Annotated in this window: 18 protein-coding genes; 13 read left to right on the top strand and 5 right to left on the bottom strand. The window is 73.1% G+C overall.

The genetic code is table 11. The features are described 5' to 3' along the window. Positions 1 to 244 precede the first annotated feature (244 nt). Both AB1460_RS03905 and AB1460_RS03900 read left to right on the top strand, forming a co-directional pair. The gene (locus AB1460_RS03905) at positions 245 to 988 is read left to right on the top strand and encodes a succinate dehydrogenase/fumarate reductase iron-sulfur subunit (RefSeq protein ID WP_368959184.1); all 744 of its coding nucleotides are present in this window, start codon (positions 245 to 247) and stop codon (positions 986 to 988) included. A 218-nt stretch (positions 989 to 1,206) separates the two neighbouring features. Continuing rightward, complete coding sequence (locus AB1460_RS03900) at positions 1,207 to 2,472, top strand: NAD(P)/FAD-dependent oxidoreductase (protein ID WP_368959252.1); 1,266 nt, start codon at positions 1,207 to 1,209, stop codon at positions 2,470 to 2,472. 277 nt (positions 2,473 to 2,749) lie between these two features. Here AB1460_RS03900 and AB1460_RS03895 read toward each other — a convergent pair whose 3' ends face one another. The 3 genes from AB1460_RS03895 to AB1460_RS03885 form a co-directional block, all read right to left on the bottom strand. Continuing rightward, positions 2,750 to 4,057: a hypothetical protein gene (locus tag AB1460_RS03895; protein WP_368959183.1), complete on the bottom strand. Its 1,308-nt coding sequence runs from the start codon at positions 4,055 to 4,057 to the stop codon at positions 2,750 to 2,752. Between the two features lie 100 nt (positions 4,058 to 4,157). Beyond that, entirely contained in the window at positions 4,158 to 6,098 is a 1,941-nt protein-coding gene (locus AB1460_RS03890; RefSeq protein ID WP_368959181.1) for a DUF4012 domain-containing protein, read from the bottom strand. Next, positions 6,095 to 8,059, bottom strand: coding sequence for a polysaccharide biosynthesis tyrosine autokinase (locus AB1460_RS03885; protein WP_368959180.1), 1,965 nt, complete (start codon positions 8,057 to 8,059; stop codon positions 6,095 to 6,097). The genes AB1460_RS03890 and AB1460_RS03885 overlap by 4 nt, the downstream gene beginning before the upstream one ends. A gap of 158 nt (positions 8,060 to 8,217) precedes the next feature. Between AB1460_RS03885 and AB1460_RS03880 the strand changes: the two genes are divergently transcribed. The 10 genes from AB1460_RS03880 (at position 8,218) to AB1460_RS03835 (ending at position 19,247) form a co-directional block, all read left to right on the top strand. Further along, a complete protein-coding gene (locus AB1460_RS03880; RefSeq protein ID WP_368959178.1) occupies positions 8,218 to 10,125 on the top strand; it encodes a polysaccharide biosynthesis protein in 1,908 nt (635 codons plus the stop codon). A 113-nt stretch (positions 10,126 to 10,238) separates the two neighbouring features. Continuing rightward, the gene (locus AB1460_RS03875) at positions 10,239 to 10,973 is read left to right on the top strand and encodes a NeuD/PglB/VioB family sugar acetyltransferase (RefSeq protein ID WP_368959177.1); all 735 of its coding nucleotides are present in this window, start codon (positions 10,239 to 10,241) and stop codon (positions 10,971 to 10,973) included. Between the two features lie 7 nt (positions 10,974 to 10,980). Continuing rightward, entirely contained in the window at positions 10,981 to 11,739 is a 759-nt protein-coding gene (locus AB1460_RS03870) for a tyrosine-protein phosphatase (RefSeq protein WP_368959176.1), read from the top strand. Continuing rightward, positions 11,736 to 12,266 carry a lytic transglycosylase domain-containing protein gene (locus AB1460_RS03865; protein ID WP_368959175.1) on the top strand — a complete coding sequence of 177 codons (531 nt, stop codon included), beginning with the start codon at positions 11,736 to 11,738 and terminating at the stop codon, positions 12,264 to 12,266. The genes AB1460_RS03870 and AB1460_RS03865 overlap by 4 nt, the downstream gene beginning before the upstream one ends. Before the next feature lie 21 nt (positions 12,267 to 12,287). Then, positions 12,288 to 13,865 (top strand): PucR family transcriptional regulator, encoded by a 1,578-nt coding sequence (locus tag AB1460_RS03860; protein ID WP_368959174.1) that lies wholly within the window; start codon positions 12,288 to 12,290, stop codon positions 13,863 to 13,865. Positions 13,866 to 14,072: 207 nt separating this feature from the next. After that, complete coding sequence (locus tag AB1460_RS03855) at positions 14,073 to 15,059, top strand: ACP S-malonyltransferase (RefSeq protein ID WP_368959173.1); 987 nt, start codon at positions 14,073 to 14,075, stop codon at positions 15,057 to 15,059. Continuing rightward, entirely contained in the window at positions 15,056 to 15,997 is a 942-nt protein-coding gene (locus AB1460_RS03850) for a beta-ketoacyl-ACP synthase III (RefSeq protein WP_368959172.1), read from the top strand. Before AB1460_RS03855 ends, AB1460_RS03850 begins: the two co-directional genes overlap by 4 nt. A 191-nt stretch (positions 15,998 to 16,188) precedes the next feature. Further along, on the top strand, positions 16,189 to 16,437 hold the full coding sequence (locus tag AB1460_RS03845) for an acyl carrier protein (RefSeq protein ID WP_368959171.1): 249 nt from the start codon (positions 16,189 to 16,191) through the stop codon (positions 16,435 to 16,437). Continuing rightward, positions 16,434 to 17,660, top strand: a complete 1,227-nt coding sequence (gene fabF, locus AB1460_RS03840) for a beta-ketoacyl-ACP synthase II (RefSeq protein ID WP_368959170.1) — start codon at positions 16,434 to 16,436, stop codon at positions 17,658 to 17,660. Before AB1460_RS03845 ends, fabF begins: the two co-directional genes overlap by 4 nt. A gap of 183 nt (positions 17,661 to 17,843) precedes the next feature. Continuing rightward, complete coding sequence (locus tag AB1460_RS03835) at positions 17,844 to 19,247, top strand: acyl-CoA carboxylase subunit beta (protein WP_368959169.1); 1,404 nt, start codon at positions 17,844 to 17,846, stop codon at positions 19,245 to 19,247. Between the two features lie 76 nt (positions 19,248 to 19,323). Here AB1460_RS03835 and AB1460_RS03830 read toward each other — a convergent pair whose 3' ends face one another. After that, positions 19,324 to 19,854 (bottom strand): DUF222 domain-containing protein, encoded by a 531-nt coding sequence (locus tag AB1460_RS03830; RefSeq protein ID WP_368959168.1) that lies wholly within the window; start codon positions 19,852 to 19,854, stop codon positions 19,324 to 19,326. A gap of 286 nt (positions 19,855 to 20,140) precedes the next feature. On the opposite strand from AB1460_RS03830, the gene AB1460_RS03825 reads away from it, so the two are divergent. Then, positions 20,141 to 21,589 carry an MFS transporter gene (locus AB1460_RS03825; protein WP_368959251.1) on the top strand — a complete coding sequence of 483 codons (1,449 nt, stop codon included), beginning with the start codon at positions 20,141 to 20,143 and terminating at the stop codon, positions 21,587 to 21,589. 21 nt (positions 21,590 to 21,610) lie between these two features. Here AB1460_RS03825 and AB1460_RS03820 read toward each other — a convergent pair whose 3' ends face one another. Next, on the bottom strand, positions 21,611 to 24,064 hold the full coding sequence (locus tag AB1460_RS03820) for an AAA family ATPase (RefSeq protein ID WP_420497185.1): 2,454 nt from the start codon (positions 24,062 to 24,064) through the stop codon (positions 21,611 to 21,613). Between the last annotated feature and the right edge of the window lie 121 nt (positions 24,065 to 24,185).

Raw genomic sequence — 24,185 nt, 5'->3', positions numbered from 1 at the left:
CCGGCCGCCGCCCGCACGCCCCCACCCCGGGGGCTCCGCGGCGGCGGCCGGCTCCGGGGGCACTGTCCGCCGGGGAGCCACCCGCCGGGGAGCCACCTGCCGCCCGCCGGGGAGTCGGCCGGTTCCCCGGCAGCCCCGCTCCCGTACTCCCGCCATCCGCTTTCCCAGCGCCGCATGCGGCGGCGCGAGCACGGACGTCCGCGCGCCGCGCGACGAGCCCACAGCACTCGAAGGAGCCCCGACCGTGAACCTCACCCTTCGGATCTGGCGGCAGCGCGGCCCGGAGGACCGCGGTGCCATGGTCACCTACGAGCTGGCGGACGTCAGCCCGGACATGTCCTTCCTCGAGATGCTCGACGTGCTCAACGAACGGCTGATCCTCGAGGGCGAGGACCCGGTGGCGTTCGACCACGACTGCCGCGAGGGCATCTGCGGCATGTGCGGGGTGGTCATCAACGGCCAGGCACACGGCCCCCGCGACCGGACCACCACCTGCCAGCTGCACATGCGCGAGTTCACCGACGGCGAGACGATCGACATCGAGCCGTGGCGCGCGGCGGCCTTCCCGGTCGTACGCGACCTGGTCGTCGACCGCTCCGGCTTCGACCGGATCATCGGCTCCGGCGGCTACATCTCCGTGGTCACCGGCAGCGCGCCGGAGGCGCACGCCACTCCCGTCCCCAAGGACATCGCCGACGCCGCGTTCGACAACGCGACCTGCATCGGCTGCGGGGCCTGCGTCGCGGCCTGCCCGAACGGCTCGGCGATGCTGTTCACCTCGGCCAAGGTCACCCACCTCAACCTGCTGCCGCAGGGCGCCCCGGAGCGCGAGACCCGGGTGCGCGACATGGTCGGGGCGATGGACGACGAGGGCTTCGGTGGCTGCACCAACACCGGCGAGTGCACCGTTGCCTGCCCCAAGGGCATCCCGCTGACGAGCATCGGCAACCTCAACCGCGAGTACTTGCGGTCCCTCACCCGGCGGTAGCCCGTCTCTCCCGCCCGGGCGCCCCCGCCCGGGCGGGCCCCGAGGTGCCCGGCGGACGGCCGGTTCGCGGCTCTGGGGGCTGAACCCGCCCGGGCGGGGGAACATGTCGGGGCGTGGACTCCGTGGACCCTCGTCCCGCAACCGGCTCGTCCGCTCGCCCGTCCGACCGGCCCTGGACGCGGCCCGACCGGCCCTCGGGGCAGCCCGGCCCTGACCAGGTGGCCGTCATCGGCGGCGGCATGGTCGGCCTGTGCACCGCCTGGTACCTCCAGGAACACGGGGTGGGCGTCACCGTCTTCGAACGGGACCAGGTGACCTCCGGCCCGGTCGGGGCCGGGGCCGGGGCCTCCTGGGGCAGCGCCGGCTGGCTCACACCGGGGCTGGCCACCCCGCTGCCCGAACCGGCGGTGCTGGGCTACGGCCTGCGGATGGTGCTGCGCCCGGACTCCCCGGTCTACCTGCCGCCCGCCGCCGATCCGCGGCTCGCCCGGTTCCTCGCCGGCTTCGTCCGGCACAGCACCCACCGGCGGTGGCGCGAGGCGATGCGGGCGCTCGCCCCCCTCACCCGCCGCAGCCTGGACGCCTTCGACGAGCTCGCGAACGGCGGGGTCGCCGCCCCCACCCGGGCCGCCGCTCCGTTCCTGGCCTGCTACCGCGACCGGCGCGGCGCCGACGCACTGCTCGCCGAACTCGACGAGGTGCGTACCTGCGGGCAGCCGGTCGACGCCGAGGTCCTGGACCCGCTGGCGGCCCGGGACCTCGCGCCGCTGCTCTCCGAGCAGATCACCCACGTCGTCCAGGTGCACGGCCAGCGGTACTGCGACCCCGGCCGGTTCGTCGCCGCGCTCGCCGACGCGGTCCGCGAGCGCGGCGGTCTCATCCGCGAGGGTGCCGCCGTCGACAAAGTGATCGACCTGGGTTCACGGGTGGTGCTCACGATGGCCGACCACACCAGCCCGCCCGCGCCGTTCGACGCCGTGGTGCTGGCGACCGGAGCCTGGCTGCCCCGCCTGGCCGCCCGGTTCGGGGTGCGCACGACCGTGCAGGCCGGCCGCGGCTACAGCTTCAGCGTCCCGGTGAAGGAGCCGCCCGCCGGCCCGCTCTACTTCCCGGCGTCCCGGGTGGCCTGCACGCCGATCGGCACCGGGCTGCGGATCGCCGGGATGATGGAGTTCCGCCGCCCCGACGCGCCGCCCGACCCACGGCGGATCGACGCGATCGCCGCCGCGGCCCGTGAACTGCTGCGCGGCGTCGACCTGCACGCCCGCACCCTGGAGTGGGTGGGCCCGCGGCCGTGCACGCCGGACGGGCTGCCCCTCATCGGGCCGACCGCCTCCGCACGGGTGCACGTCGCCGGCGGCCACGGGATGTGGGGCATCACGCTGGGTCCCGTCACCGGGCGGCTGGTCGCCTCCGCGCTGGTCAGCGGGCACACACCGGCGGAGCTCGCGCCGTTCGACCCGCTGCGCCGCTCGGCCGCCTGACAGCGCTCGGCCGCCTGACGGACGGCCACCTGCCGACATGGCCACATCGCCCCATGGCGACGGGCCGTCCGCGTGGGTACGCGGACGGCCCGTGCCTTTCATGGGTGGCGCCGGATCACCGTGTCGTCACGGCTCCGGATCTCCTGACCACGGTTCGCGGCGAGGTGTGTACCCCAGCCACGACGCCGGACGCTCTCGTCGTCCGCCGGGTCGGACGCCCACCCCGGGTGTGGTCCGCACGGATGTCCGGACCAGTGGCTACGGCTGACCAGTGAGGTCAGCCCTGCGCCCGGCCGGCGAGCCGGCGGCGACGGGCGGCGACGCGGAGCAGGACACCGCCACCGAGCAGGGCGATGGCGATGGAGGCCATGGCACCGGTCTCCACACCGGTGAAGGGCAGCGCGCCGGCACCGGCACCCGCGCCGGCACCACCGACACCGGCACCGGCACCGGCACCGCCGACGCCGACACCGACCACGCCACCGGCGATGATGCAGTCACCGTCGCGGTCGCGGTCGCGGTCCTTGTCACCGAACAGGTCGTCCTTGTCGTCCTTGTCGTCGAACCTGTCGTCACCGTCAGCCAGCGCAGTGGGGACCGGCGCGGCCAGACCCCGCTGCTCGCCGAACCTGTCGTCCTTCACGGTGTCGACGCGGTCCTTGTCCTTGTCGATGCCGTCCCGGTCCTTGTCGAAGTTGTCCTTGTCCTTGTCGAAGCCGTCACCGAAGCAGGACCCGTCCCGGCCGTCCCGGTCCTTGTCGTGCTTGTCGTGCTTGTCGTCCCAGTTACCCCAGTTGCCGATCCAGCTGGCGATCAGGCCCGGGTCGATCGGCAGGCCGGTGATTCCGCCCTGGCCGATCCCGATGACGGTGATGGTGGCGGTGACGACCCGCGACCCGAAGGGTCCCTGGGCCGGCGTGATGGCGCTGGCGAGCCTGCCCGGGACCTCCGGAGCCGGGTTGGTCGCACCATCGGCCGGCAGCGCACCGGTGGTTGGCACGTCGGTCACAGGCGCCTCGACCGCCGGCACGTCGACCGCGGGGCCGCCCACGGCCGGGAGCGACGGGTCGGCGACGACGGCGTCGCGCTCCGGCACCTCCGGCACGACCGGCACGACCGGCACAGCCTCGTCGGCGACCTTGTCGTCGAAGAGCCCGCCTTCCTCACCGGTCTTGTCCGCGAACCAGTCGCCCTCCTCGGGCAGACCCGTGTCCTGCGCGGTGCTCGTCGTGCCCGGGGCACCGGCCACACCTGTGGCGACCAGCGTCTGGATGCCCACGGTGGTCGGGACGACCGGCGCGCTGAACCGGCCGGCGCCGTCCGCGCTGACGGTGCCCTGCCCGACACCGCCGAGCTCGATCGTCACGGTGGATCCGGGGAGGAATCCGCACCCTCCGAAGACGGTGGCTTCCCCCAAAAGCAGCAGTGATTTGGTGACGCTTCCTTCCCCGCTCGCGCCCGAGCAGCCCACCGGAGGGTAGGGCACGGGCTTGTCATCAAAGGCCGCCGCCGGGGAAGCCGGCAGCGCCGCGAGCGCCAGCCCGCCGCCCGCCACCAGCGCGACGCCGAGAGTTCGGAACTTCATTCAGACACTCTCCCTGCGGGTGATCCGTATAACCAGTCGGATGATTGCTACGGGCAGAGTACAGAGAGTCACTCTGAGTGTCTACAACCTTCAGTCACCATCACCTAACTCTACGCGACCATGGGTGCTGGATAGACAGACCCTCTATCACGAGGTGCTCCGGGAATGTTAGAGGCTGACTACGGAGAGTTAGATACGGACCGGACGACGGCTCCAGAACCCGGAGCCGCAACGTCCGCGTCTGCCCGCGGTCCACTGTCAGATATGTCGAGAGGACAGGGCGCCCCAACTCCGCCCCTACCGCCATCGAGACCGGCTCGCCATCGAGTTCGGCGTCCACGAGCGCACTTCCGCGGCCGGTGTAGACCGACAGCCACAGCCGGTTCTGGGCCTGTTCATTCCGCCAGCCGGGGATGTCGACGTCTCCGCGGTTACGGACGTAGTCGCTCAGACCCTCCGGTGCTGCGTTCACCAGCGTCACGGTGATCGTCGCCGTCCCGGAACCGTCCGGCCGACGCTGCATCCGGTAGTCGGTGCGGCGGCGCATCCAGTAGTCGAGCTTGCTCGCCGTCGCGTTCTGCGTCACCACACCCAGGAACGGGCCGGGCACGTCCAGCAGCGCGCCGCCGAGTGCGGTCGACGAAAGAACACGCTGCTCATCGGCGTGGTTGCTTGACACCTGAAGCCGCCCTTCCCTTGTCGCCCGCGCCAGCGCCCGCATCAGGTCCGCGGTATCCCCCGCGGAACCGCCCCCGGTGACCACTGACTGGTACACGGCTTCGCCGACCGAGGCGAAGAAGGCGTCCCGCGCGCCGACGTCGGCGATCTCCGCATACACCCGGGACTCGACCAGCTCGGCCAGCTCCCCGGCGTCGACGGAACGGCCGTCCGGCAGAACCGCCGGGCCGGTCGCGGCCAGCAGGTAGGACAGCGTCGTCGGGTCCAGGCTGATCGTCCCGTCGACGCCCCGCCCCGCCCCGGCCCGGTAGAGCGCGGAGTAGAGGCGGCCCGCCGTCGGGTAGTCCGGCGTCAGATTGGCGTTCGCCCACACCCGTGCCGGCCAGAACGAGCCGTAGCGCGCGGCGAACTCCGGGGACAGGTTCGCCGCCGGCCGGGTCTGCGTCGCGGTGCCGGGCAGCGCGTCGTTGCCGGAGATGTCGTCGAGTTCCAGCTGGCCGTCATCCGCCGTCAGCACGCCGAACCCGCCGATGATGCCGCCGTTCGCGCGCGACTCCGACGGGTTCTGCACCACCAGGAGGTAGCGGCGGGGCCCGCCCGCACCGAGCATGTCCGGCCCGAGACGGGTGGCGAGGACCAGGGTGTCCAGGACGCCGTGCAGGCGCTCGCCGGTGGCGACGGCCTCCTGCTGCGCCGCGCCGACCCCCAGACGGCGGCCGAGCGCGCCGCACGGCGACGCCCGTCGGGCCGACGCCTCGAACGCAGCGACCGCCGCGCGCGCCTGCTCGGCCGGCCCACGGGCGGCGGCCAGCGCGGCCACGTTGACCGCGGTTCCCGTACGCAGGGTTGCCGGGGAAAGCTGGTCACTCAGTTCGGCGACCGACGGCAGTGCGCCGCTCGCCACCCCGTCCAGCGCCGTGGCCAGCTCCGCGCTGGTGCGCAGCGGACAGCCCGCGAACGGCAGGTGGCCCGCCATCGACCAGATCGGATCGGAGGTCAGCGACCGGGCCGAGCTCGTCGCGGCGGCGATGTCGTCCATGGTCCGGCGCAGGTCCGACGGCTCGGGCACGTCCCCGCGCGAGACCGCTGCCTGCAGCTGCGCGATCTGCGCCCGGGCCCCCTCCAGTTCGGACCGGGCCAGCAGCCCGCGCACGGCGATCCATGCAGCGACCGCCACCAGGATGACGACCACCGCCCCGCCGACCGTGACGAGGCGCCGGCCGCGAATACGCCCGGGTAGCTGGCCTGCGCGCGCCTGGGTTGGCAGCTTCCTGGCCGGCGACGCCGCGCCCTGCGGTGCCCCGGCCTGCTGCGCCGGAGCACCGCGATCAACGTCCGTTCCCCCCGTGGTCCGCTCCGTCACCGGCCCGCGGGACGGTCCGGGTGATCGGCCCCGCCGTAGCTCAGCGGGGCCGTGGGATCATCCGGCTGCCGTTGGGAGGCGATCTCGATGACCGGCAGGTCCCCGGTGCGTTCCGGGTCCTTGCCGCCCGCACTGCTGGTGCCCTCGGCGCGGGCGGCAGCCGCCTCGCGGACGGTGGCCGGCGTCCCGTCCACCGGGCTGTTGACCGGCCGCGGCCGCGCACCGCTCCCGTCGGCCAGCCGGCCGCCCGCCTCCGCAGCGCCCCGGGTCGCCGCCTTGCGCGAGGCGGCCCGCACGTCGGACGTCGAGCCCCCGCCGGATGCGGTGACGGCGCCCGAGCCCGCCGCCGGGCCGGTGGCGACGGAGGCCGTGGCGACTGGCCGGGTGGTGACCAGCGTTCCGCTGATCGGGGGAGAACTGTCCCTGGCGCCGGCCGGCGTGCCGGCCGTGGCGGTTCGAGTGCTGCCAGACTTCCCCTTCCCCTTCCCGGACCCGGCCGCGCTGCGGCCGGCGACGGGGCGCAGGCCCCGGTCGCCCGCCGCTGGCTGCGCTGAGCCGCCGCGCTCTGACCGCGTGTGCTGCGGGTGCGGGGCGTAGGTGCCGTACTTGCCGTAGTAGTGGGCGTTCGCGCCCTTCGTCGGCATCATGGTGAGGACGGTCCCGAGCAGCTTGGCGTCCACGGCCCGCAGGTTCTCGGTGGCACGGCGCAGCTGCTCGCGCCGGGTCCGCCCGGAACGCGCGACGAGCAGCACTCCGTCCATCCGGGTCGACAGGACGGCGGCGTCGGTCACCGGCAGCAGCGGCGGCGCGTCGACGAGGATGATGTCGAACCGGCTGTCGAGCACCTGGAGCAGCTCGGCCATGTGGCGCGACCCGAGCAGCTCGCTGGGGTTCGGCGGGACGGGGCCGCTCGGCAGGATCTCGATCCGCCCGTCACCGACCCGGCCCTCCCCCCAGTGCTGGAGGACGTCGTCCAGGTCGGCGGCGCCGATGAGCACCGAGGTCAGCCCAGCCGCGGACTCGATCCCCAGATAGTCGCCGAAGGAGGGCCGCCGCAGGTCTCCCTCGACCAGGCAGACCCGGGCACCGCCCTGGGCGAGGGTGATGGCGAGGTTGCAGGCGGTGGTGGTCTTGCCCTCCTCGGACACCGAGCTGGTGACGAGAATCGAGCGCGGGCCGCCGTCGACATCCACGAACTGCAGGTTGGTGCGCAGCTGCCGGAACGCCTCGGCGCGCCGCGAGTGCGGGCTGAGGTGGACGATCAGCGGACGCCGCACGGCGGCGGAATCGTAGGCGATCATGCCGATGGTCGCGAGACCGGTGACGCTGTTCGCGTCGGCGTCACCGCCGACGCTGGTGTCCAGCCGGTACCGGACGAACGCAGCGGCGATGCTCATCAGCAGGCCGAGCAGGACGCCGAGCGCGATGTTGCGGACGGGCTGCGGCGAGATCGGCGTGGTGGGCAGCTTGGCGTCCTCCCAGACCCGCACTCGCACCGATGGCGGCTCGTCCTCGGCCGGCCGCTCGATCTGGTCGACCGCGCTGGAGAAGACCTCGCCGATCCCGTCGGCGATCTCCTGGGCGCGCCGCGGATCGGCGTCGCGTACGACGGCACGCAGCAGGACGGTCTCCGGCACCGCCTGGGCCTCGATCCGGCTGCGCAGCGCCGCCGGGCTCTCGTCCAGCTGCAGCTTGTCGATCACGGCGGCCGCGACGCGCTCACTGGCGACGAGACTGGCGTAGGACGTCACACGCTGCTGGGACAGCAGGCCGCCCTGGTACGCCGAGGCCGCGCCGGCGGCGTCGGCGTCCGAGGCGGACACAAGCATCGTGACGGACGCCGCGTAGATCTTCGTCTGCCGCCAGCTTGCCGTCGCCGCAAGGAGACCACCCAGCAGCGCACAGGTCAGCACCAGCAACCAGCTTCGACGCAGGACGCGCACGTAGTCGCGCAGTTCCATTCGCCGACCACCCTCCCGGGACCTTCTCCCGACCACTCACCGTGACACTCGACATACTCAACGTACCGCACTCGTAGTCGGTCATTTACTCACAGTGGAAATTACTCTTTGGACTCATGTGGAGACGTAGAGTAGACGGACCACGTCACGGTCTGTGGATGACAGCGGTCGCCCAGCGCGTGTCGCGGCTCAATCTCCGCCAGCGGGTCGGGCTGCAGATCACCTTGGACGTCTGCGCGCTGGCATTCGGGCTCATCGCGGCGCAGGTCGGGCGGTTCGACTTCGATCCGGGCGCACTCGCCGACCTGGGATTCTGGGTCATTCTGTTTCTCGCCGTATGCCTGTTGCACTTCTCGGGCACGGCGCTGCACCTTTACCTGGGGCGTTACCGGTTCGGCGGCTTCGACGAGGTTCTGGGGATTCTCATCTCGGTCGTCGTCACCGTCGCCGGCGTTCTGGTCGTCATCCTGGCCTTCGGCCAGCCGCGGGCGGTGCCGCTCAGCGTGCCGGTACTGGGCGGCGCGGTCACTCTGGTCCTGATGTTCGGCGTCCGCTACCTGTGGCGGCTGCTCGAGGAGCGGCTGCGCCGCCCGACCCTGGAGGCCGCCGAGCCACTGATCGTGTTCGGGGCCGGCGACGGCGGGCAGCGGGTGATCAGCGCGATGCTGCGCACCCCGGACAGCCCCTACCTGCCGGTCGCGCTGCTCGACGACGACCCGGGCACCTGGAACCTGCAGCTGTCCGGAGTCCGGGTCCGCGGCGGACGGGACGCCATCGCGGGCGTCGCCGCGTCGACCGGCGCGCGCACGTTGCTGGTCGCCATCCCCAGCGCGGACGGCTCGCTGCTCCGCGAGATCAGCGCGCTGGCCGAACCCGCCGGGCTCGCCGTGAAGGTGCTCCCCCGGGTCATGGATCTCGCCGACGGGACGGTCGGGGTCGCCGACATCCGCGATCTCGACCTTGCCGACCTGCTCGGACGCCGCCAGGTACGGACCGACATGACAGCCGCCCGGGTCTACCTGGCCGGCCGCCGGATTCTGGTGACCGGTGCGGGTGGCTCGATCGGCTCCGAGCTGTGCCGGCAGATCCACTCCTTCGGCCCGGCAGAGCTGATCATGCTCGACCGGGACGAGTCCGCGCTGCGGGCCGTCCAGCTCTCCCTGCACGGCCGGGCGATGCTCGACGACGACACGATCGTGCTCGCCGACATCCGCGATGCCCGGGCGATGGCCGAGCTGTTCGCGCAGCGCCGGCCGGAGGTCGTGTTCCACGCCGCCGCGCTCAAGCACCTGCCGCTGTTGGAGCGCTTCCCCGGCGAGTCCGTGAAGACGAACCTGTGGGGAACGCTGAACGTCCTGGAGGCCGCGGTCGCCTGCGGGGTCGAGCGGCTCGTCAACATCTCCACCGACAAGGCCGCCAACCCGGGCAGTGTGCTCGGCTACTCGAAGCGGATCACCGAGCGGCTCACCGCCCATGTCGCCGCGACCGCACCCGGTGTGCTGGTCAGCGTCCGCTTCGGCAACGTGCTCGGCAGCAACGGCTCGGTGTTGACGGTCTTCGCCGGGCAGCTGGCCGCCGGCGGGCCACTCACTGTCACCGATCCACGGGTCACCCGGTACTTCATGACCATCCAGGAGGCGGTGCAGCTCGTCCTGCAGGCCGGGGCGCTCGGCTCCGCCGGTGAGGCTCTCGTCCTCGACATGGGCGAACCGGTGCGCATCGCGGATGTCGCCCGGCGTCTCGCGGCACGGGCGCCCACACCAATCGACATCGTCTACACCGGCCTCGGCGCCGGCGAGAAGCTGCACGAGGTGCTCCTCGGCGCGGACGAGCTCGACAATCGGCCGCGGCACCCGCTGATCTCCCAGGTCCCGGTGCCCCCGCTGGACCCGGTGGCCGCCCGCGCACTCGACCCGTACGCCGAACCGACGGTGATCCGCACGGCGCTGCACCGGCTGACCCGGTCCACCCCGCCGGCGCCGGTCGTGCCCGCCACGCCTGCCGTGCCCGCGCCCGTCGTGCCGAGCCAGGGCGGCCCGGCGCCGGACGACGTCCGTACCGGATGACCGGCAGGAGTCAGCGGCGCGCGTCGACGGCCCGGCCCGGCTCGGCGGTCACCCATTCCGACTACACAGAGTGTCCGATTGAACGGGGAGGGTCGTCGCTCTACGGTCGCCCGGTGCCAGCCGACCGACGCCAGCTCGTCATCGTGGGAGCCGGCGGCCATGGCCGCGAGCTCCTGGACCTCGTGGAGGCGATCAATGCCGCCGCCGGCGGGGCCGCCTACCGCTTCCTGGGCTTCCTCGACGACGGCCAGGTCGATCCCGAACCCCTGGCCCGGCGCGGGTCCGCCGTCCTCGGCGGCCTCGATCTGCTCGCCGGCCTGGAGGCCGACTACCTGATCGGGGTCGGCGCCGCCGCCTCCCGGGAACGGATCGACCGCTACGCCAGCGCGTACGGGCGCCGCCCGGCGACGCTCGTGCATCCCCGCGCCTACCTCGGCGGGGACGTCAAGCTCGGGCCGGGCACCGTCGTCTGCGCGCTCGCGAGCCTCACCACCAACATCGAGACGGGCCGGCACGTGCTGGTGAACATCGGTGCGGGGGTGGCCCACGACTGCCGTCTCGGCGACTACGCGACAGTCGCCCCCGGAGCCCGGATCGGTGGCGCTGTCGAGGTCGGGCAAGGGGCCTGGGTGGGCATGCAGGCGAGTGTCGTCCGCAGCACCCGGATCGGCGCCGGCGCTGTGGTGGGCGCCGGCGCGGTCGTCACCGGCGACGTCGCCCCCGGGCTCGTCGTGGCCGGTGTGCCGGCCCGCCCGATCGACCGGTCGGGGGCCGACGCCCCCCGCCCGCCGGTCGTCACACCCCGAATGCGCGAACCCGAGCCGAGGGCCCAGCGCCCGGACCTATGATCGGCAGGTGCACCGCTGGTTCGACCTCGCAGGCACCGACAACACCCGTGACCTGGGCGGCATCCCCACCGTCGACGGCGGGCTGACGCGGCCCGGCGTGCTGCTGCGCAGCGACACGCTGCAGGAGCTCACCACGGCGGACGTCACCCGACTGCGCCAGGCCTTCGGGCTGCGCACCGTCCTCGACCTGCGGGCCGAGGAGGAGGCGGGGCGGGAGGGCCGCGGGCCGCTGGAGCACGAGCCGGTCGATTACCACAACCTGTCGTTTCTCCCCGCGGCGCAGTGGGTCATGCCGGACGACCCGCGCTACCCGACGATCGTCACGGACCTGGAGTCACGCGACCGCGTCGAGCACTACCTGGACTACCTGCGGCTCGCCGGTGGCGCGGCGGCCCGGGCCGTCCACCTGCTCGCCCAGCCGGACACCGGGCCGGCGCTGTTCCACTGCGCCGCCGGCAAGGACCGTACCGGGGTGCTCGCCGCGCTCGTCCTGGGCATCGTCGGGGTCGACCGGGAGGAGATCGTCGAGGACTACGCCCTCACCAACGAGCGCATCGCCCTGGTCGACGCCCGACTGGTCCGCCTCCCCTCCTACAACCGGCCGAACAACCCGCTCACGGTGGACAAGATGCTCTGCCGCCGGGAGGTCATGCACGGGTTCCTGGACGGCGTGGACCGCATCTGGGGGGGTCCGGCGGCCTGGGCACGGTCCGCGGGCGTCTCTGCCGACGACCTGCGCTCCCTGCGGGCCCGGCTGCTCGCGTGACCCGGCGTGTGCCCGCCCCGGCGATCCTGGCCCTGGTCTGTGTACTCGGCCTGATCTCCGGGTGCTCGCACATCTTCGACCGGGCGTTCGAGAACGTCCCGGACGAGCTCGTGCCGCTGTTCCAGGCAGCGGCCGCGACCCACGGGGTACTCAGCGCGGCACAGCTCGCCGCCCAGGCCCGGGTCGAGAGCAGCTTCGACCCGTCCGCCGTCTCCCCCGCGGGCGCCCGCGGGCTGATGCAGTTCCTCCCCACCACCTGGGCGCAGTTCGGCGTCGACGGGAACGGTGACGGCCGGGCCGACCCGCTGGAGCCACGCGACGCCATCCCGTCCGCCGCGCGGTACGAGGCACACCTTGCCAGCTCGCTGGCCGACGTGCCCGGCGACCGCACCTCCCTGATTCTCGCCGCCTACAACGCCGGGCCGCAGGCCGTCCGCACCGCCGGCGGCATCCCGGACTTCCACGAGACCCGGGCCTACGTGGCCCGGGTCCATGACTGGGCAGCCACCTACCGGAACCAGCTCTGAGGCCGTGACATCCTGGATGCCGTGGCGGATGACGAGGTAGGGGCGGCCAGTCGGGCCATCGGAGCGCCACCCGACCACCCACCGCTGCCGCCGTCGCTCTCCCCGGCCACCGCGGCCTCCTTCTCCTCCTCCACCCCGGTCCCGTCCTCGTCGTCCCGCGGCAGGGGAACCGCGCCGGCCGGGCCGGCCGGCGACGCCGCCGCCGCCGACAGCGCCCCCCGGGGGAGCGCCGGGGACGCCGCGACCGGTCCGGCCGGCGCCGAGCCCGCCGCCGGCCCGGGAGCCGGACCAGCTCTCGGCACGACCGACGAGGTGATGCGTCGGGTCGAGCTGGCCAGCGGCCGGCTCGCCACGCGGGCCGCCACCCGGATGACCGAGGTCCTCCCCTGGTATCCGGGAATGTCGGCACGGCACCGGGCCGACATCCAGCTCGTCGTCCAGGCCGGCATCTCCTCCTTCGTCGAGTGGTGCCGGCGCCCCCAGCACGCCCGCGAGCTGTCCGGCGATGTGTTCCGGGTGGCCCCGCGCGAACTTGTCCGCGCGGTCACCTTCCGCCGTCTCGTCGACCTCGTGCGGGTCGCCGTCGAGGCCATCGAGGACGAGGTGCCCACCCTCGCCGGCCCGGAGCACGAGCAGCGCCTGCTCGCGGACGTCCTTCGCTACTCCCGGGACATCGCGTTCGCCGGCGCGGTCGTGTACGCGCGGGCAGCCGAGGAGCGGGGCGCCTGGGACGCCCGGCTGGAGGCCCTGGTCGTCGACCACGTGGTGCGCGGCGAGGTCGACCGCGGGCTGCCGTCACGCGCGGCGGCGGTCGGCTGGCGCAACCCGCCGGCGGTCACCGTCGTCGTCGGGTCGGCGCCGCCGACCTCACCGGAGGCCGCCGTCGACGAGGTGCACCGCTGCGCCCGCGCCGCCGGACTGGAGGTCCTGGCCGGCGTCCACCACGACCGGCTCGTGATGGTCGTCGGCGGAGCCTTCGGCCCGGCGGACAGCGACCCGCCGGTGACCGCGGCCGCGGGCGCCTCGCCGGCGGCCGGCGCCGCGGGCACGGGCACCGGGCCGGCCGCGGGCGGCACACCTCCCACAGGCAGCGCCGAGACGGCACTGGACGCGGCCCGCGCCCTGCTGCCGTCCTGCGGGCCCGGGCCGGTCGTCGTCGGGCCGATCGCGGCGGATCTCACCGGCGCGCCGCGCAGCGCCCGCGCCGCCCTCGCCGCCGCCGACGTGGTGGGTGCCTGGCCGGCCGCACCTCGCCCGGTGCCGGCCAGCGCACTGCTGCCGGAGCTGGCCCTGGCCGGAGACGCGGACGCGCGGCAGAGCCTGATCAACAAGGTCTACCTGCCACTGCGCAACGCGGGGAGCCCGCTGCTGGAGACCGCGGGCGCCTACCTCGACTTCGGCGCGTCACTGGAGGCGACCGCCCGCGCGCTCTACCTTCATCCCAACACGGTGCGTTACCGGCTACGCAAGGCCGCCGACGTCTGCGGGCTCGACCCCGCCGATCACCGGGAGCGATTCATCCTGCACATCGCCCTGGTACTCGGCCGTTTGGACGGTGCGCAACCTACAGATCGATCCGGACCCGAACCCCGTCCGTAGGTCACTCGACGGGCCCTCGCCCGCGGTGCGAGAACGGTCACACCAAGCAGATTTACCGTCCAGTCACCACATTTCAACCAGGTGACCCGCCGGGGGACTAACGTACCGTCGGCGCCAGCCTTTTGTAGGGCATCAACAACGAGCCGTCGAGACATCGGTGACTCAGCGCCAGCGACAACGACCAGCCGCACGGGGTTAGGTGGAGACGTGCTCGCGATCCTCGCACCGGGACAGGGTGCCCAGACGCCCGGACAGCTACGTCCGTGGCTGGAGCTCGACGGCGTCGAGTCCCGGCTGCGGTGGTGGTCGACCGCCGTCGGCCTGGACCTCATCGACCTCGGCTGCGAGGCACCCGCGGAGACGATCCGGGACACCGCCGTCGCCCAGCCACTGATCGTCGCGACCGGCCTGCTGGCCGCCGAACAGCTCGGCCTGCTGCCGGTCACCCCCGCCGCCGCTTCCGGTGCGCGCGCGGTGCTCGCCGGCCACAGCGTCGGCGAGATCACGGCCGCGGCGATCACCGGCTCGCTCACTCCGGAGGCGGCGCTGCTGTTCGTCGGCCTGCGCGGCCGGGCGATGGCCCAGGCGGCGGCCGTCACTCCCACCGGTATGACCGCCCTGCTCGGTGGCGACGCGGAGGAGGTCACCGCCGCGCTGGAGGCGCTGGGGCTGACCGCGGCGAACCGCAACGGCGCCGGCCAGATCGTCGCCGCCGGCACCCTCGACGACCTCGCGAAGCTGGCCGAGGCGCCTCCCGCCGGCGCGAAGCTGCGCCCGCTGTCGGTCGCCGGCGCCTTCCACACCCGCCACATGGCCCCGGCCGGTGACGCGCTGCGCGCCGTCGCCGGCGGGATCGTGCCGGGCACCCCGGCGCTGGGCCAGCTCTCCAACGCCGACGGCGCGCTCGTCCACGACGGCGCGGACCTCGTCGCCCGGCTCGTCACCCAGGTCGCCGCCCCGGTCCGTTGGGACCTGTGCCTCGCCGCCATGCGGGAGGCCGGCGTGACCGCGGTCATCGAGCTTCCGCCGGCGGGCACGCTGGCCGGCATCGCCCGCCGCGAGCTGCGCGGCACGAAGATCGTCGCCGTGAAGACCCCGGCCGACCTCGACGCGGCGCGTGCCCTCGTCGCCGAGTACCTGCCACCGCCGGCCGTGCCGGCTCAGGCGGCCACACTCGTCGGGGCGGTCTCATGAGCCCTGCTGGCGCGGGCCTGCTCGGCCTCGGCACCTACCGCCCGGCCCGGCTGGTCACCAACGAGGAGCTCATCGGCGTGATCGACACGTCCGACTCCTGGATCCGCACCCGGACCGGGATCGCGACGCGGCGCATCGCCGACGAGGAGGAGTCCACCGTCGCGATGGGGACCAGCGCGGCGGAGAAGGCCCTGGCCTCCGCGGGGCTCACCGCCACCGATGTCGACGCGGTCATCGGCGCCACCTGTACCGCGCCGTCCCAGATCCCGGGCACCGCCCCGCAGATCGCCGCGCGGCTGGGGGCGTCCACCGCCGGCACCTTCGACATCAACGGCGGCTGCGCCGGCTTCTGCTACGCCGTCGCCACCGCTGCCGACATGGTCCGCGCCGGCAGCGTGCGGCACGCGCTGGTCGTCGCGACCGAGCGGCTCTCCGACTACACCGACTGGAGCGACCGCTCCACCTGCGTCCTGCTCGCCGACGGCGCGGGCGCGGTGGTCGTCGGCCCCGCGGAGAGCGGGATCGGCCCCGCGGTCTGGGGTCACGACGGCTCCCGGCCGGAGGCCATCCAGGTACCCGGGCGGGGCGACAACGCCTTCCGCATGGAGGGCCCGGCAGTGTTCCGCTGGGCGATCTCCCTCGTCCCCACCCTGCGGACGGTCTGCGAGCGGGCCGGTGTCGAGCCGACCGAGCTGGCCGCGATCGTGCCGCACCAGGCGAACCTGCGTATCGTCGAGGCGCTCGCCGGCGGCCTCGGCGTGCCCGACATTCCCATCGCCCGCGATGTGGTGGACTCCGGCAACACGTCCGCCGCCAGCATTCCGCTCGCACTCGACCGGATGATGGAAGCCGGTGAGGTGGTGTCTGGCGACCCGGTGCTGCTCTTCGGGTTCGGCGCCGGCCTCACCTACTGCGGGCAGGTGGTCCGTTGCCCCTGAGCACCCGGACCCCCGCCCGGATCCCGGGTACCGGGATCCCCGGCACCCGCCTCAGCATGGCGGCCGGACGGTGCCATGCTCCTGCACCACGACAGTCCGGACCGGCCCCCAGCGGGCCATCCGCCCCGCCCCGCCCCAGCTACCGGCCCGGCCGGGACGCTGACCCCGCATCCTGCACAGGAGGAACCCCCATGTCGCAAGCCGATATCCTTTCCGGCCTCGCCGCCATCCTCGAGGAGGTTGCCGGCGTCGACCCGGCCGACGTCACCGCGGACAAGACCTTCATCGACGACCTGGACGTCGACTCGCTGTCCATGGTCGAGGTCGTGGTCGCCGCCGAGGAGAAGTTCGGTGTGAAGATCCCGGACGAGGACGTCAAGACCCTCAAGACCGTCGGCGACGCCGTCTCCTACATCCAGCGGGCGGGTGTCGCCGCGTGACGGCCTCCCCCAGGCAGGTCGTCGTCACCGGCCTCGGGGCTACCACTCCCCTCGGCGGCGACGTGCCGTCCACGTGGGAGGGGCTGCTCTCCGGCCGCTCCGGCGCACGTCGCCTGACCGAGGACTGGGTCGAGCAGCTCCCCGTCCACATCGCCGCCCCGCTGGCGGTCGAGCCTCCGCTGGGCCGGGTCGAGGCGAGAACCCTCGACCGCAGCCAGCAGATGGCTCTGGTCGCCGCACGGGAGGCGTGGGCTGACGCGGGAACCCCGGACGTCGACGCCGAGCGGCTCGCGGTCTGCGTCGCCTCGGGGATCGGCGGGGTGCAGACCCTGCTGCAGCAGCACGACGTGCTGCGGGAGCGCGGGCCGCGGCGGGTCTCGCCGCACGTGGTCCCGATGCTGATGCCGAACGGCCCGGCGAGCACGGTCGGCCTGGCGTTCGGCGCCAAGGCCGGGGTGCACGCACCGGTCAGCGCCTGTGCCTCCGGCTCGGAGGCGATCGCGCTGGCGCTGGACATCATCCGCGCCGGCCGGGCGGACATTGTCATCGCCGGCGGAACGGAGGCGGCGATCGCCGCCCTGCCGATCGCCGGTTTCGCCCAGATGCAGGCCCTCTCCCGGCGCAACGACGCGCCGGAGACCGCGTCGCGGCCGTTCGACAAGGGCCGGGACGGCTTCGTCCTCGGTGAGGGCGCCGCCATCGTGGTGCTGGAGTCGGCGGAGCACGCACAGGCCCGGGGGGCCCGGGTCCACGGCGTCCTTGCCGGTGCCGGCATCAGCTCGGACGCCTACCACGTGGCGGCGACCGACCCGACCGGTGCGGGTGCTGCCCGCGCGGTCCGCGCCGCGTTGCGCTCGGCCTCGCTCGAGGCCGATGATGTGATCCACATCAATGCGCACGCGACGTCGACACCGACCGGCGACGTCGCCGAGTCGGTGGGTCTGCGGCTGGCGCTGGGTGACGCGCTCGATGCGATCGCGGTCACCTCGACCAAGTCGATGACAGGCCACCTGCTCGGCGCGGCCGGTGCGCTGGAGGCAGTGGTCACGCTCCTCTCGCTGCGCGAGCGTGTCGTTCCGGCGACGCGCAACCTTGACGCGCTCGACGACGAGATCGCTCTCGACGTCGTGCGTATCGACAACCGGAAGCTGGGCGCCGGCGCGGGCCTCTCGAACTCGTTCGGGTTCGGCGGGCACGACGTCTGCCTCGCCTTCACGGTCTAGGAGACAGACGCTTCCCAGGGCACTGTGCCGCCGCGACGGCGGCGGCACACCTGGGAACGCGGCACGACATGTTCGGCCCGGGCAGTAATCGACGTTCATGCTCTCAAGAGCTCACGGCGGGCATCTGCGTTACCGCCATCTGCGCAGGAGCAGACTGTTACCGCTCAACCGAGGAGACCTACGGTGAGTCTGTCCACCATCGATCGCACCGACCCACGCACGCCCGTGGCGCGGCTGAGCCGCTTCTTCGACCCGGACTCCCTGTCCCTGTTCGCCGCGGCCGACGGCTCCGGCGTGGTCGCCGGGCAGGGGCTCGTTGCCGGCAACGAGGTCGTCGCCTTCGCCACGGACCCGACTGTCCAGGGCGGCGCGATGGGCCGGGACGGCTGCGCACGCATCGTGCACGCGATCGAGTCGGCGGTCCGGATGGGCTGTCCGGTCATCGGCATCTGGCACTCCGGCGGCGCACGGCTGCAGGAGGGCGTGGCCTCACTCGACGGGGTCGGCCGCGTGTTCGCCGCGACGGTTCGCGCCTCCGGGCAGGTGCCCCAGCTCTCCCTCGTCCTGGGTGCTGCTGCCGGCGGCGCCGCGTACGGCCCGGCACTGACCGACCTGGTCATCACCGGCCCGGACGCGAAGGTGTTCGTCACCGGCCCCGACGTGGTCCGCTCGGTGACCGGTGAGGAGTGCACCGGGGACAGCCTCGGCGGGCCCGAGGTGCACTCGACCCGCAGCGGTGTCGTCCACCTCGCCTGCGACACCGACGACGCCGCCTTCGAGCAGACCCGCGCCATCACCGCACTGCTCGCCGACCAGGGTTCGATCGGCCCCGTCCCCGGGCGGGACCTCGGCCAGCTGCTGCCGGAGAACCCGCGCCGCGCGTACGACGTGCGCCCGCTGGTCGCCGGGCTGCTCGACGACGAGGTCGTGGAGCTGCACCCCAAGTGGGCACGCAACATCGTGACCGCTCTCGGCCGTCTTGGCGGCCGGACGGTGGGCGTGGTCGCCAACAACCCGCTGCGCCGCGGCGGCTGCCTCGACGCCCTCTCGGCGGAGAAGGCGTCCCGCTTCGTGCGCATGTGTGACTCCTTCGGGATTCCGCTGGTGGTGCTGGTCGACGTGCCCGGCTACCTACCGGGTGTCGGCCAGGAGTGGGAGGGTGTGGTCCGCCGGGGGGCGAAGCTGCTCTACGCCTTCTCCGAGTGCACCGTCCCCCGGGTCACCGTGGTGACACGCAAGGCCTACGGCGGCGCGTACATCGCGATGAACGCCCGCTGCCTCGGCGCGACCGCCGTCTACGCCTGGCCGACCGCGCAGCTCGCGGTCATGGGCGCCGAGGCCGCGGTCGGCATCCTGCACCGCCGCCGGCTCGCCGAGGTGCCCGCGCAGCGCCGCCCGGACGTGGTGGTTGAGCTGGCCGAGGAGCACGTGCGCACTGTCGGCGGTGTGGAGCGCGCGGTCGAGCTTGGCGTGGTGGACGCGGTCGTCGCTCCCGCCGAGACCCGCGGGGCCGTGGCCACCGCGCTCGCGGAGGCGCTGGCTGCCGCCCGCCCGGACAAGAACGTGCACGGCAACATCCCGCTGTAGCCAGCGGTGCCGGGCGGCCGGGTGGGTCCTGCGTGGGACCCGCCCGGCCGCCCCGTTTCCGGCGGCCGGGCACGGCTCACGGCCCACGCCCGCCTCGCCGTTCGGGCGGTTCGGGACGCTCGGAGTCCGTCAGCCGGATCCAGGTGCGCACGACGTTGCCCATCTGGCGCGGGTTCATCCACAGCGCGGCGCGCGCGAAGATCGGGTCCGCGTTGCGCACCAGGTCGGCCCGGCCGCCCTCGGCCGCGGGCGCGATCGCCCGGACGTGCTCGAAGCTGATCGACCCCGACCGGAACGCCTCCGCCGTCACCGGCAGGAACCGCAGCACGCCCGCCACCAGCAGGGCGGCCGTCGTCGCGGGATGCACCAGCCGGCACTCCCGGCGCAGCCAGGCCGCCGCCGAGCGCGCGCCGTCGAGCTGCCAAAGCCCCCGCCGGTCGAACTCGGCGAGCAGCCGGATCCAGCTGGCCTCCGTCGCGTCGACGAGCCGGCGCATGTCGATCACGAGCAGCGCCAGCTCGCTGTCCGGCAGCCCGCCCGGATCGACTGTGGCAAGCCTGGCCACCTGCGCGTCGATGTCATCCACCGCCACCCCCTTGATCGGCATCCGTGCTCCGCCACATCCGTTCACTGCCACGCCTGTTCACTGCCGCCCGCAGCTCACCGCACCTCACTCTTCGAACGTGTGTTCGATAGTAGTCGGCGAGATCTTCCAGCACCAGCCCACGACGGCCACCACCACCCGCGGAGCACACGCGGACCGCGCGACCGGCGACCGGCGACCGGCGACCGGCGACCGGCGACCGGCGACCGGCGACCGAAAAATACTTAGCCTTGCGAAATAAATTCCGGTGGGCACGCGTTGTCGAGGGCGGAGGTACCGCATGAGACGCATGGTCACGTCACTGGCGCACGGATCTGTCACCCCCGGCACCGCGGAGTCACGAACCGGGACGTTCGCCGCGCTGCAGGTGCCGAACTTCCGCCTCTTCCTGGGCGGCCAGGTGGTCTCGCTGTGCGGGACCTGGATGCAGACCATCGCCCTCGGCTGGCTGGTGCTCTCCCTCGGCGCCTCCGGTACCGAGCTCGGCCTGGTGACGGCGGCCCAGTTCCTGCCGGTCCTGCTGTTCGGCGCCTACGGCGGCCTGATCGCCGACCGCTCGGACTCGCGGCGACTGCTGATCACCACCCAGATCATGCTCGCCACGCTCGCGGTCCTGCTCGGCGTCCTGGATGCCACCGGCACCGCCGAGCTGTGGATGGTCGCGGCCGTGGCGGCGGCGATCGGTCTGATCAGCGCGGTCGACAACCCGACCCGCCAGAGCTTCGTCCAGGAGATGGTCAGCGCCGACCATCTCCCGAATGCCGTCACCCTGAACTCGGTGACGATGAACGCCGCCCGCGTCGTCGGGCCGGGCATCGCCGGCATCCTGATCAGCCTGGTCGGGACGAGCGGCTGCTTCCTGCTCAACGGAGCCTCGTTCGTGGCCGTCGTCCTCGCCCTGCGGCGCATGGACGTCGGTGCTCTGATCCCCTACCGCCCGGTGCCTCGGGCGCCCGGCCAGGTGCGTTCCGGTTTCGCCTACGTGGTGCGGACCCCGGAGCTGCGGATCCCGCTGCTGATGATGGCCGTGATCGGCGCCCTGTCGTACGAGTTCCAGGTGGTGCTGCCCCTGGTGGCCCGCGAGACCTTCGACGGTTCGGCAGCCACCTACAGCCTGTTCACCGGCGCGATGGGGGCCGGGGCCGTCGCCGGCGGCCTGTTCGTGGCCCGGCGTCGCCGGATCGGTGTCGGTGCCCTCGCGCTGACATCGGGCCTGTTCGGAGCGGTTCTCCTGCTCGCGGCGGCCGCCCCGACGCTGGCGCTCGAGGTCGCCGCACTGGTCGTCGTCGGCGCGGCGAGCGTCGCGTTCATCTCCACCGGCAATGCGACCGTGCAGCTGGCCGCGGCGCCGGAGATGCGCGGCCGGGTGATGGCCCTCTGGTCGGTGGCGTTCCTCGGCTCGACGCCGGTGGGCGGGCCGATCGCGGGCTGGGTGGCGGAGACGTTCGGTGCCCGCGCCGGCCTGCTGCTGGCCGGCGCCGCCGCCCTCGCCGGCTCCTTCTACGCGGTGTCGTCGCTGCGCCGCGGTGCCCGTGCGGCGCAGAAGAGCACTGCCGCGGACCAGCCCGTCGCCCGCCACGCGCCCATGGCCGAGCTCGCGCCCATGGCCGAGCTCGCGCCCACGGCCGCACTGGTGCCCACCGCCGTGCCGTTGCCCACGGCCGCGGCGCTGGCACCCGCCGACGGGATCGAGCCCACCGCCGCGCTGGAGCCGGCGGTCACACCGTCGAGGATCTGAGCGCCGCCCTGGGCCTGAGCCTCACTTCGTGGTGGACGGGCCCTCGGGCAGCGCGCGCGGGGTGGTCGGTGCCTCCTGGGCCGCGGCCTTGCCGAGCTCGGGCAGTTCGCGCAGGCCGTCGTTCTCGTACATCCCCCGGTGGGCGAGTACCTCCGAGCGGTGGTAGGCCTCGGCGACGTCCAGGAAGCCGGGTTCCAGGTAGCGGCGGCCGTCGATGGTCGGGCCGACGGTCCCCTCCATGATGGCTTCGACGTCCTCGCCGGTGAGCGTCTTGTGGGTCTCCAGCGCGTGGGTCAGCGACAGCACCTCACGCCGGTTCGCGGCCAGGACGCCCTCGGTGCGCTCGTAGAGCTCCCGCAGTTTGGCCTCGACCTGCTCGCCGAACGGCCGGTCCGCGTCGATGGACGCCTGGCCCATCTGGTGCTCGATCATGCTGAGCCGGGAGGCGAGCGTCTCCCCCATCGCCGCCGAGGAGATGTTGCCCGAGACCAGCAGAGTGGCGCTGCGCAGGTCGCCGCCGACACCGACGGTGTTGTCGCCGTCGAAGAACATCCGTTCGCCGGCCAGCGAGGCGAGCGACACCATGACCTGGATCTCGATCTCCGACTTCCACATGAACATGCGGTCCTCGACGGCGACGTGCGCGACGAAGCCGCCGACTCCCCCGCGGCGCTCGATGGTCGCCAGGTCGATGACGCGGCCACGCTGGGTGCGGTAGGCGACGACGGCGTGGCAGGCCTCGTGCAGCGCGATGCTGTGCCGCTCGCGGGCGATGTGCTCGTGGTCGTCGGCGAGGCCGTACTCCTTGATCACCCGGGCGCGAAGGATGTCCTGCCAGGTGATGACCTCGCGGCCATCCTTGATCGCCTGGACGAGAGCCTCGTTGACCGTGTCCTTGATGGTGGCGCCGGTCGCCTCGGGGCTCATGATCGCGAGCCGCTCGATCTGCTCGGCCGTCAGCTCGTGGTTCACCTTGGCCAGATAGCCCTCGAAAGTGCGGATCCGGCCTTCCTTGCTGGGGTAGCCGACCTTGTAGATCCGGTCGATGCGGCCGGGGCGCAGCAGGGCCTCGTCCAGCGACTGGGGCATGTTCGTCGCCATCATGACCAGGATGCGGTACTTCGGCGGCGGCTTCGGGCGCATGCCGAGGGTGCGCCGCACGACCCGGTTCAGGAAGCCGCGCGGCTTCTTCAGGCCCGACATCTCGGTGAGCAGCGCCTGCAGGGTCCCGTCCATGTTTCCCCCGCCGCCACCCATTCCGCCCATGACGAAGTTGTCCCGCTGCGCGTGGTCGCGGGCGATCTGCGCCTGGGCGAAGGTGTCGAGGTAGGAGAAGCCGTTGCAGGCGTCCACCGACGCCGCGCCCGCCGGCACCCCGAAGGCGGCGTGCCCGGTGGAGAAGACGTCGCGGCCGCCGCCGGACCCGCCCCTGCGGGCGGCACCGGCGGCAAACGGGGTCACGCCGCCGAGCTTCCCCCCGAAGCCGGTGGCGAGCTGGCCACGGTTGCCCAGGGTGTCGGCCTCGTCGAAGAACACGATCACGCCGCCGTACCGCAGCGACAGTTTCCGCAGTTTGCGGAACAGCGACTTCACCTTCAGAATGCCGACGCCGACGAACATCGCAGAGAAGGCACCCGGGTCGACGAAGACATAGGGTTTGCCGGTCTCGCCGGCGACCGCCTCCGCGATCAGCGTCTTACCGGTTCCCGGCGGGCCCCACAACAGGATGCCGCCCGGAACGTAACCGCCCCGGTCCTCGATCTCCTCCGGGCGTTCAAGGTAGAACACGTTCTCCCGGACCCGCCCGACGACGTGGTCCTGGCCCCACACGTCGGCGAACCGTGTCCTGATGTCCTCCGGGAAGTAGACCTCGACGCCGCCCTTGGACAGGAACCAGAAGATCGCAACGAACTGGCCGACGACGACCAGCATCAGCATCACGATCTGCAGCACGTAGGGAATCGCGCCCCAGGCCGCGCCGGGCAGCCCGACCGTCGCCTCGAAGAGGGACTCGTCGACGATCCGCGCGTAGATGAACAGGAACAGCGCCAGCGTCACGACGATCTTAAGTGCGCGGCTGACCCGGTACCGGTTCCAGTCGTTCAGGCGCTGCAGACGGCGCTCGGCGCGCCCGAAGACCTTCTCCATCCAGAAGCGGTAGTAACCCGCGGACCGCTCGCCGAGAAAGATGTGGATCTGGTGGACGACCTCGAGGCCGAACAGCGCCAGGATCCACCAGCTCGACTCCGCCTGGATGCGAATCGCGTCGCCCCACGTCATCAGTGGGTTGCCCGAGACGTCCGCGGCCACCACGAAGGCGAAGAGCGCCCCGAGCAGAAGCAGGAACTTCACCCTGTCCCAGAGCGCCGCGGGGCGGCGGCGCTGCGACTCGCCCGGCCTCGCGTCGCCGCCCTCGGCCACGGGCCCCGTCACGGTGGAGGATCCCGGCCGTCCCGCCCGGTCGCGTGTGCTCACTGGTGCACCTTCCTCGTGTCGGAACTCGCGAATGGGAGAGTTCGGACACGCCCCTGGTCCCCACCGGGCCATCGCCCTGCTCGCTCGACCGTGAAGGTCCGGCATGAGTTCCGCGAGGCCC

The organism is Parafrankia sp. FMc2, assembly GCF_041008525.1.
GTDB lineage: Bacteria > Actinomycetota > Actinomycetes > Frankiales > Frankiaceae > Parafrankia.
This window is presented reverse-complemented; position numbering and strand designations above follow the sequence as displayed.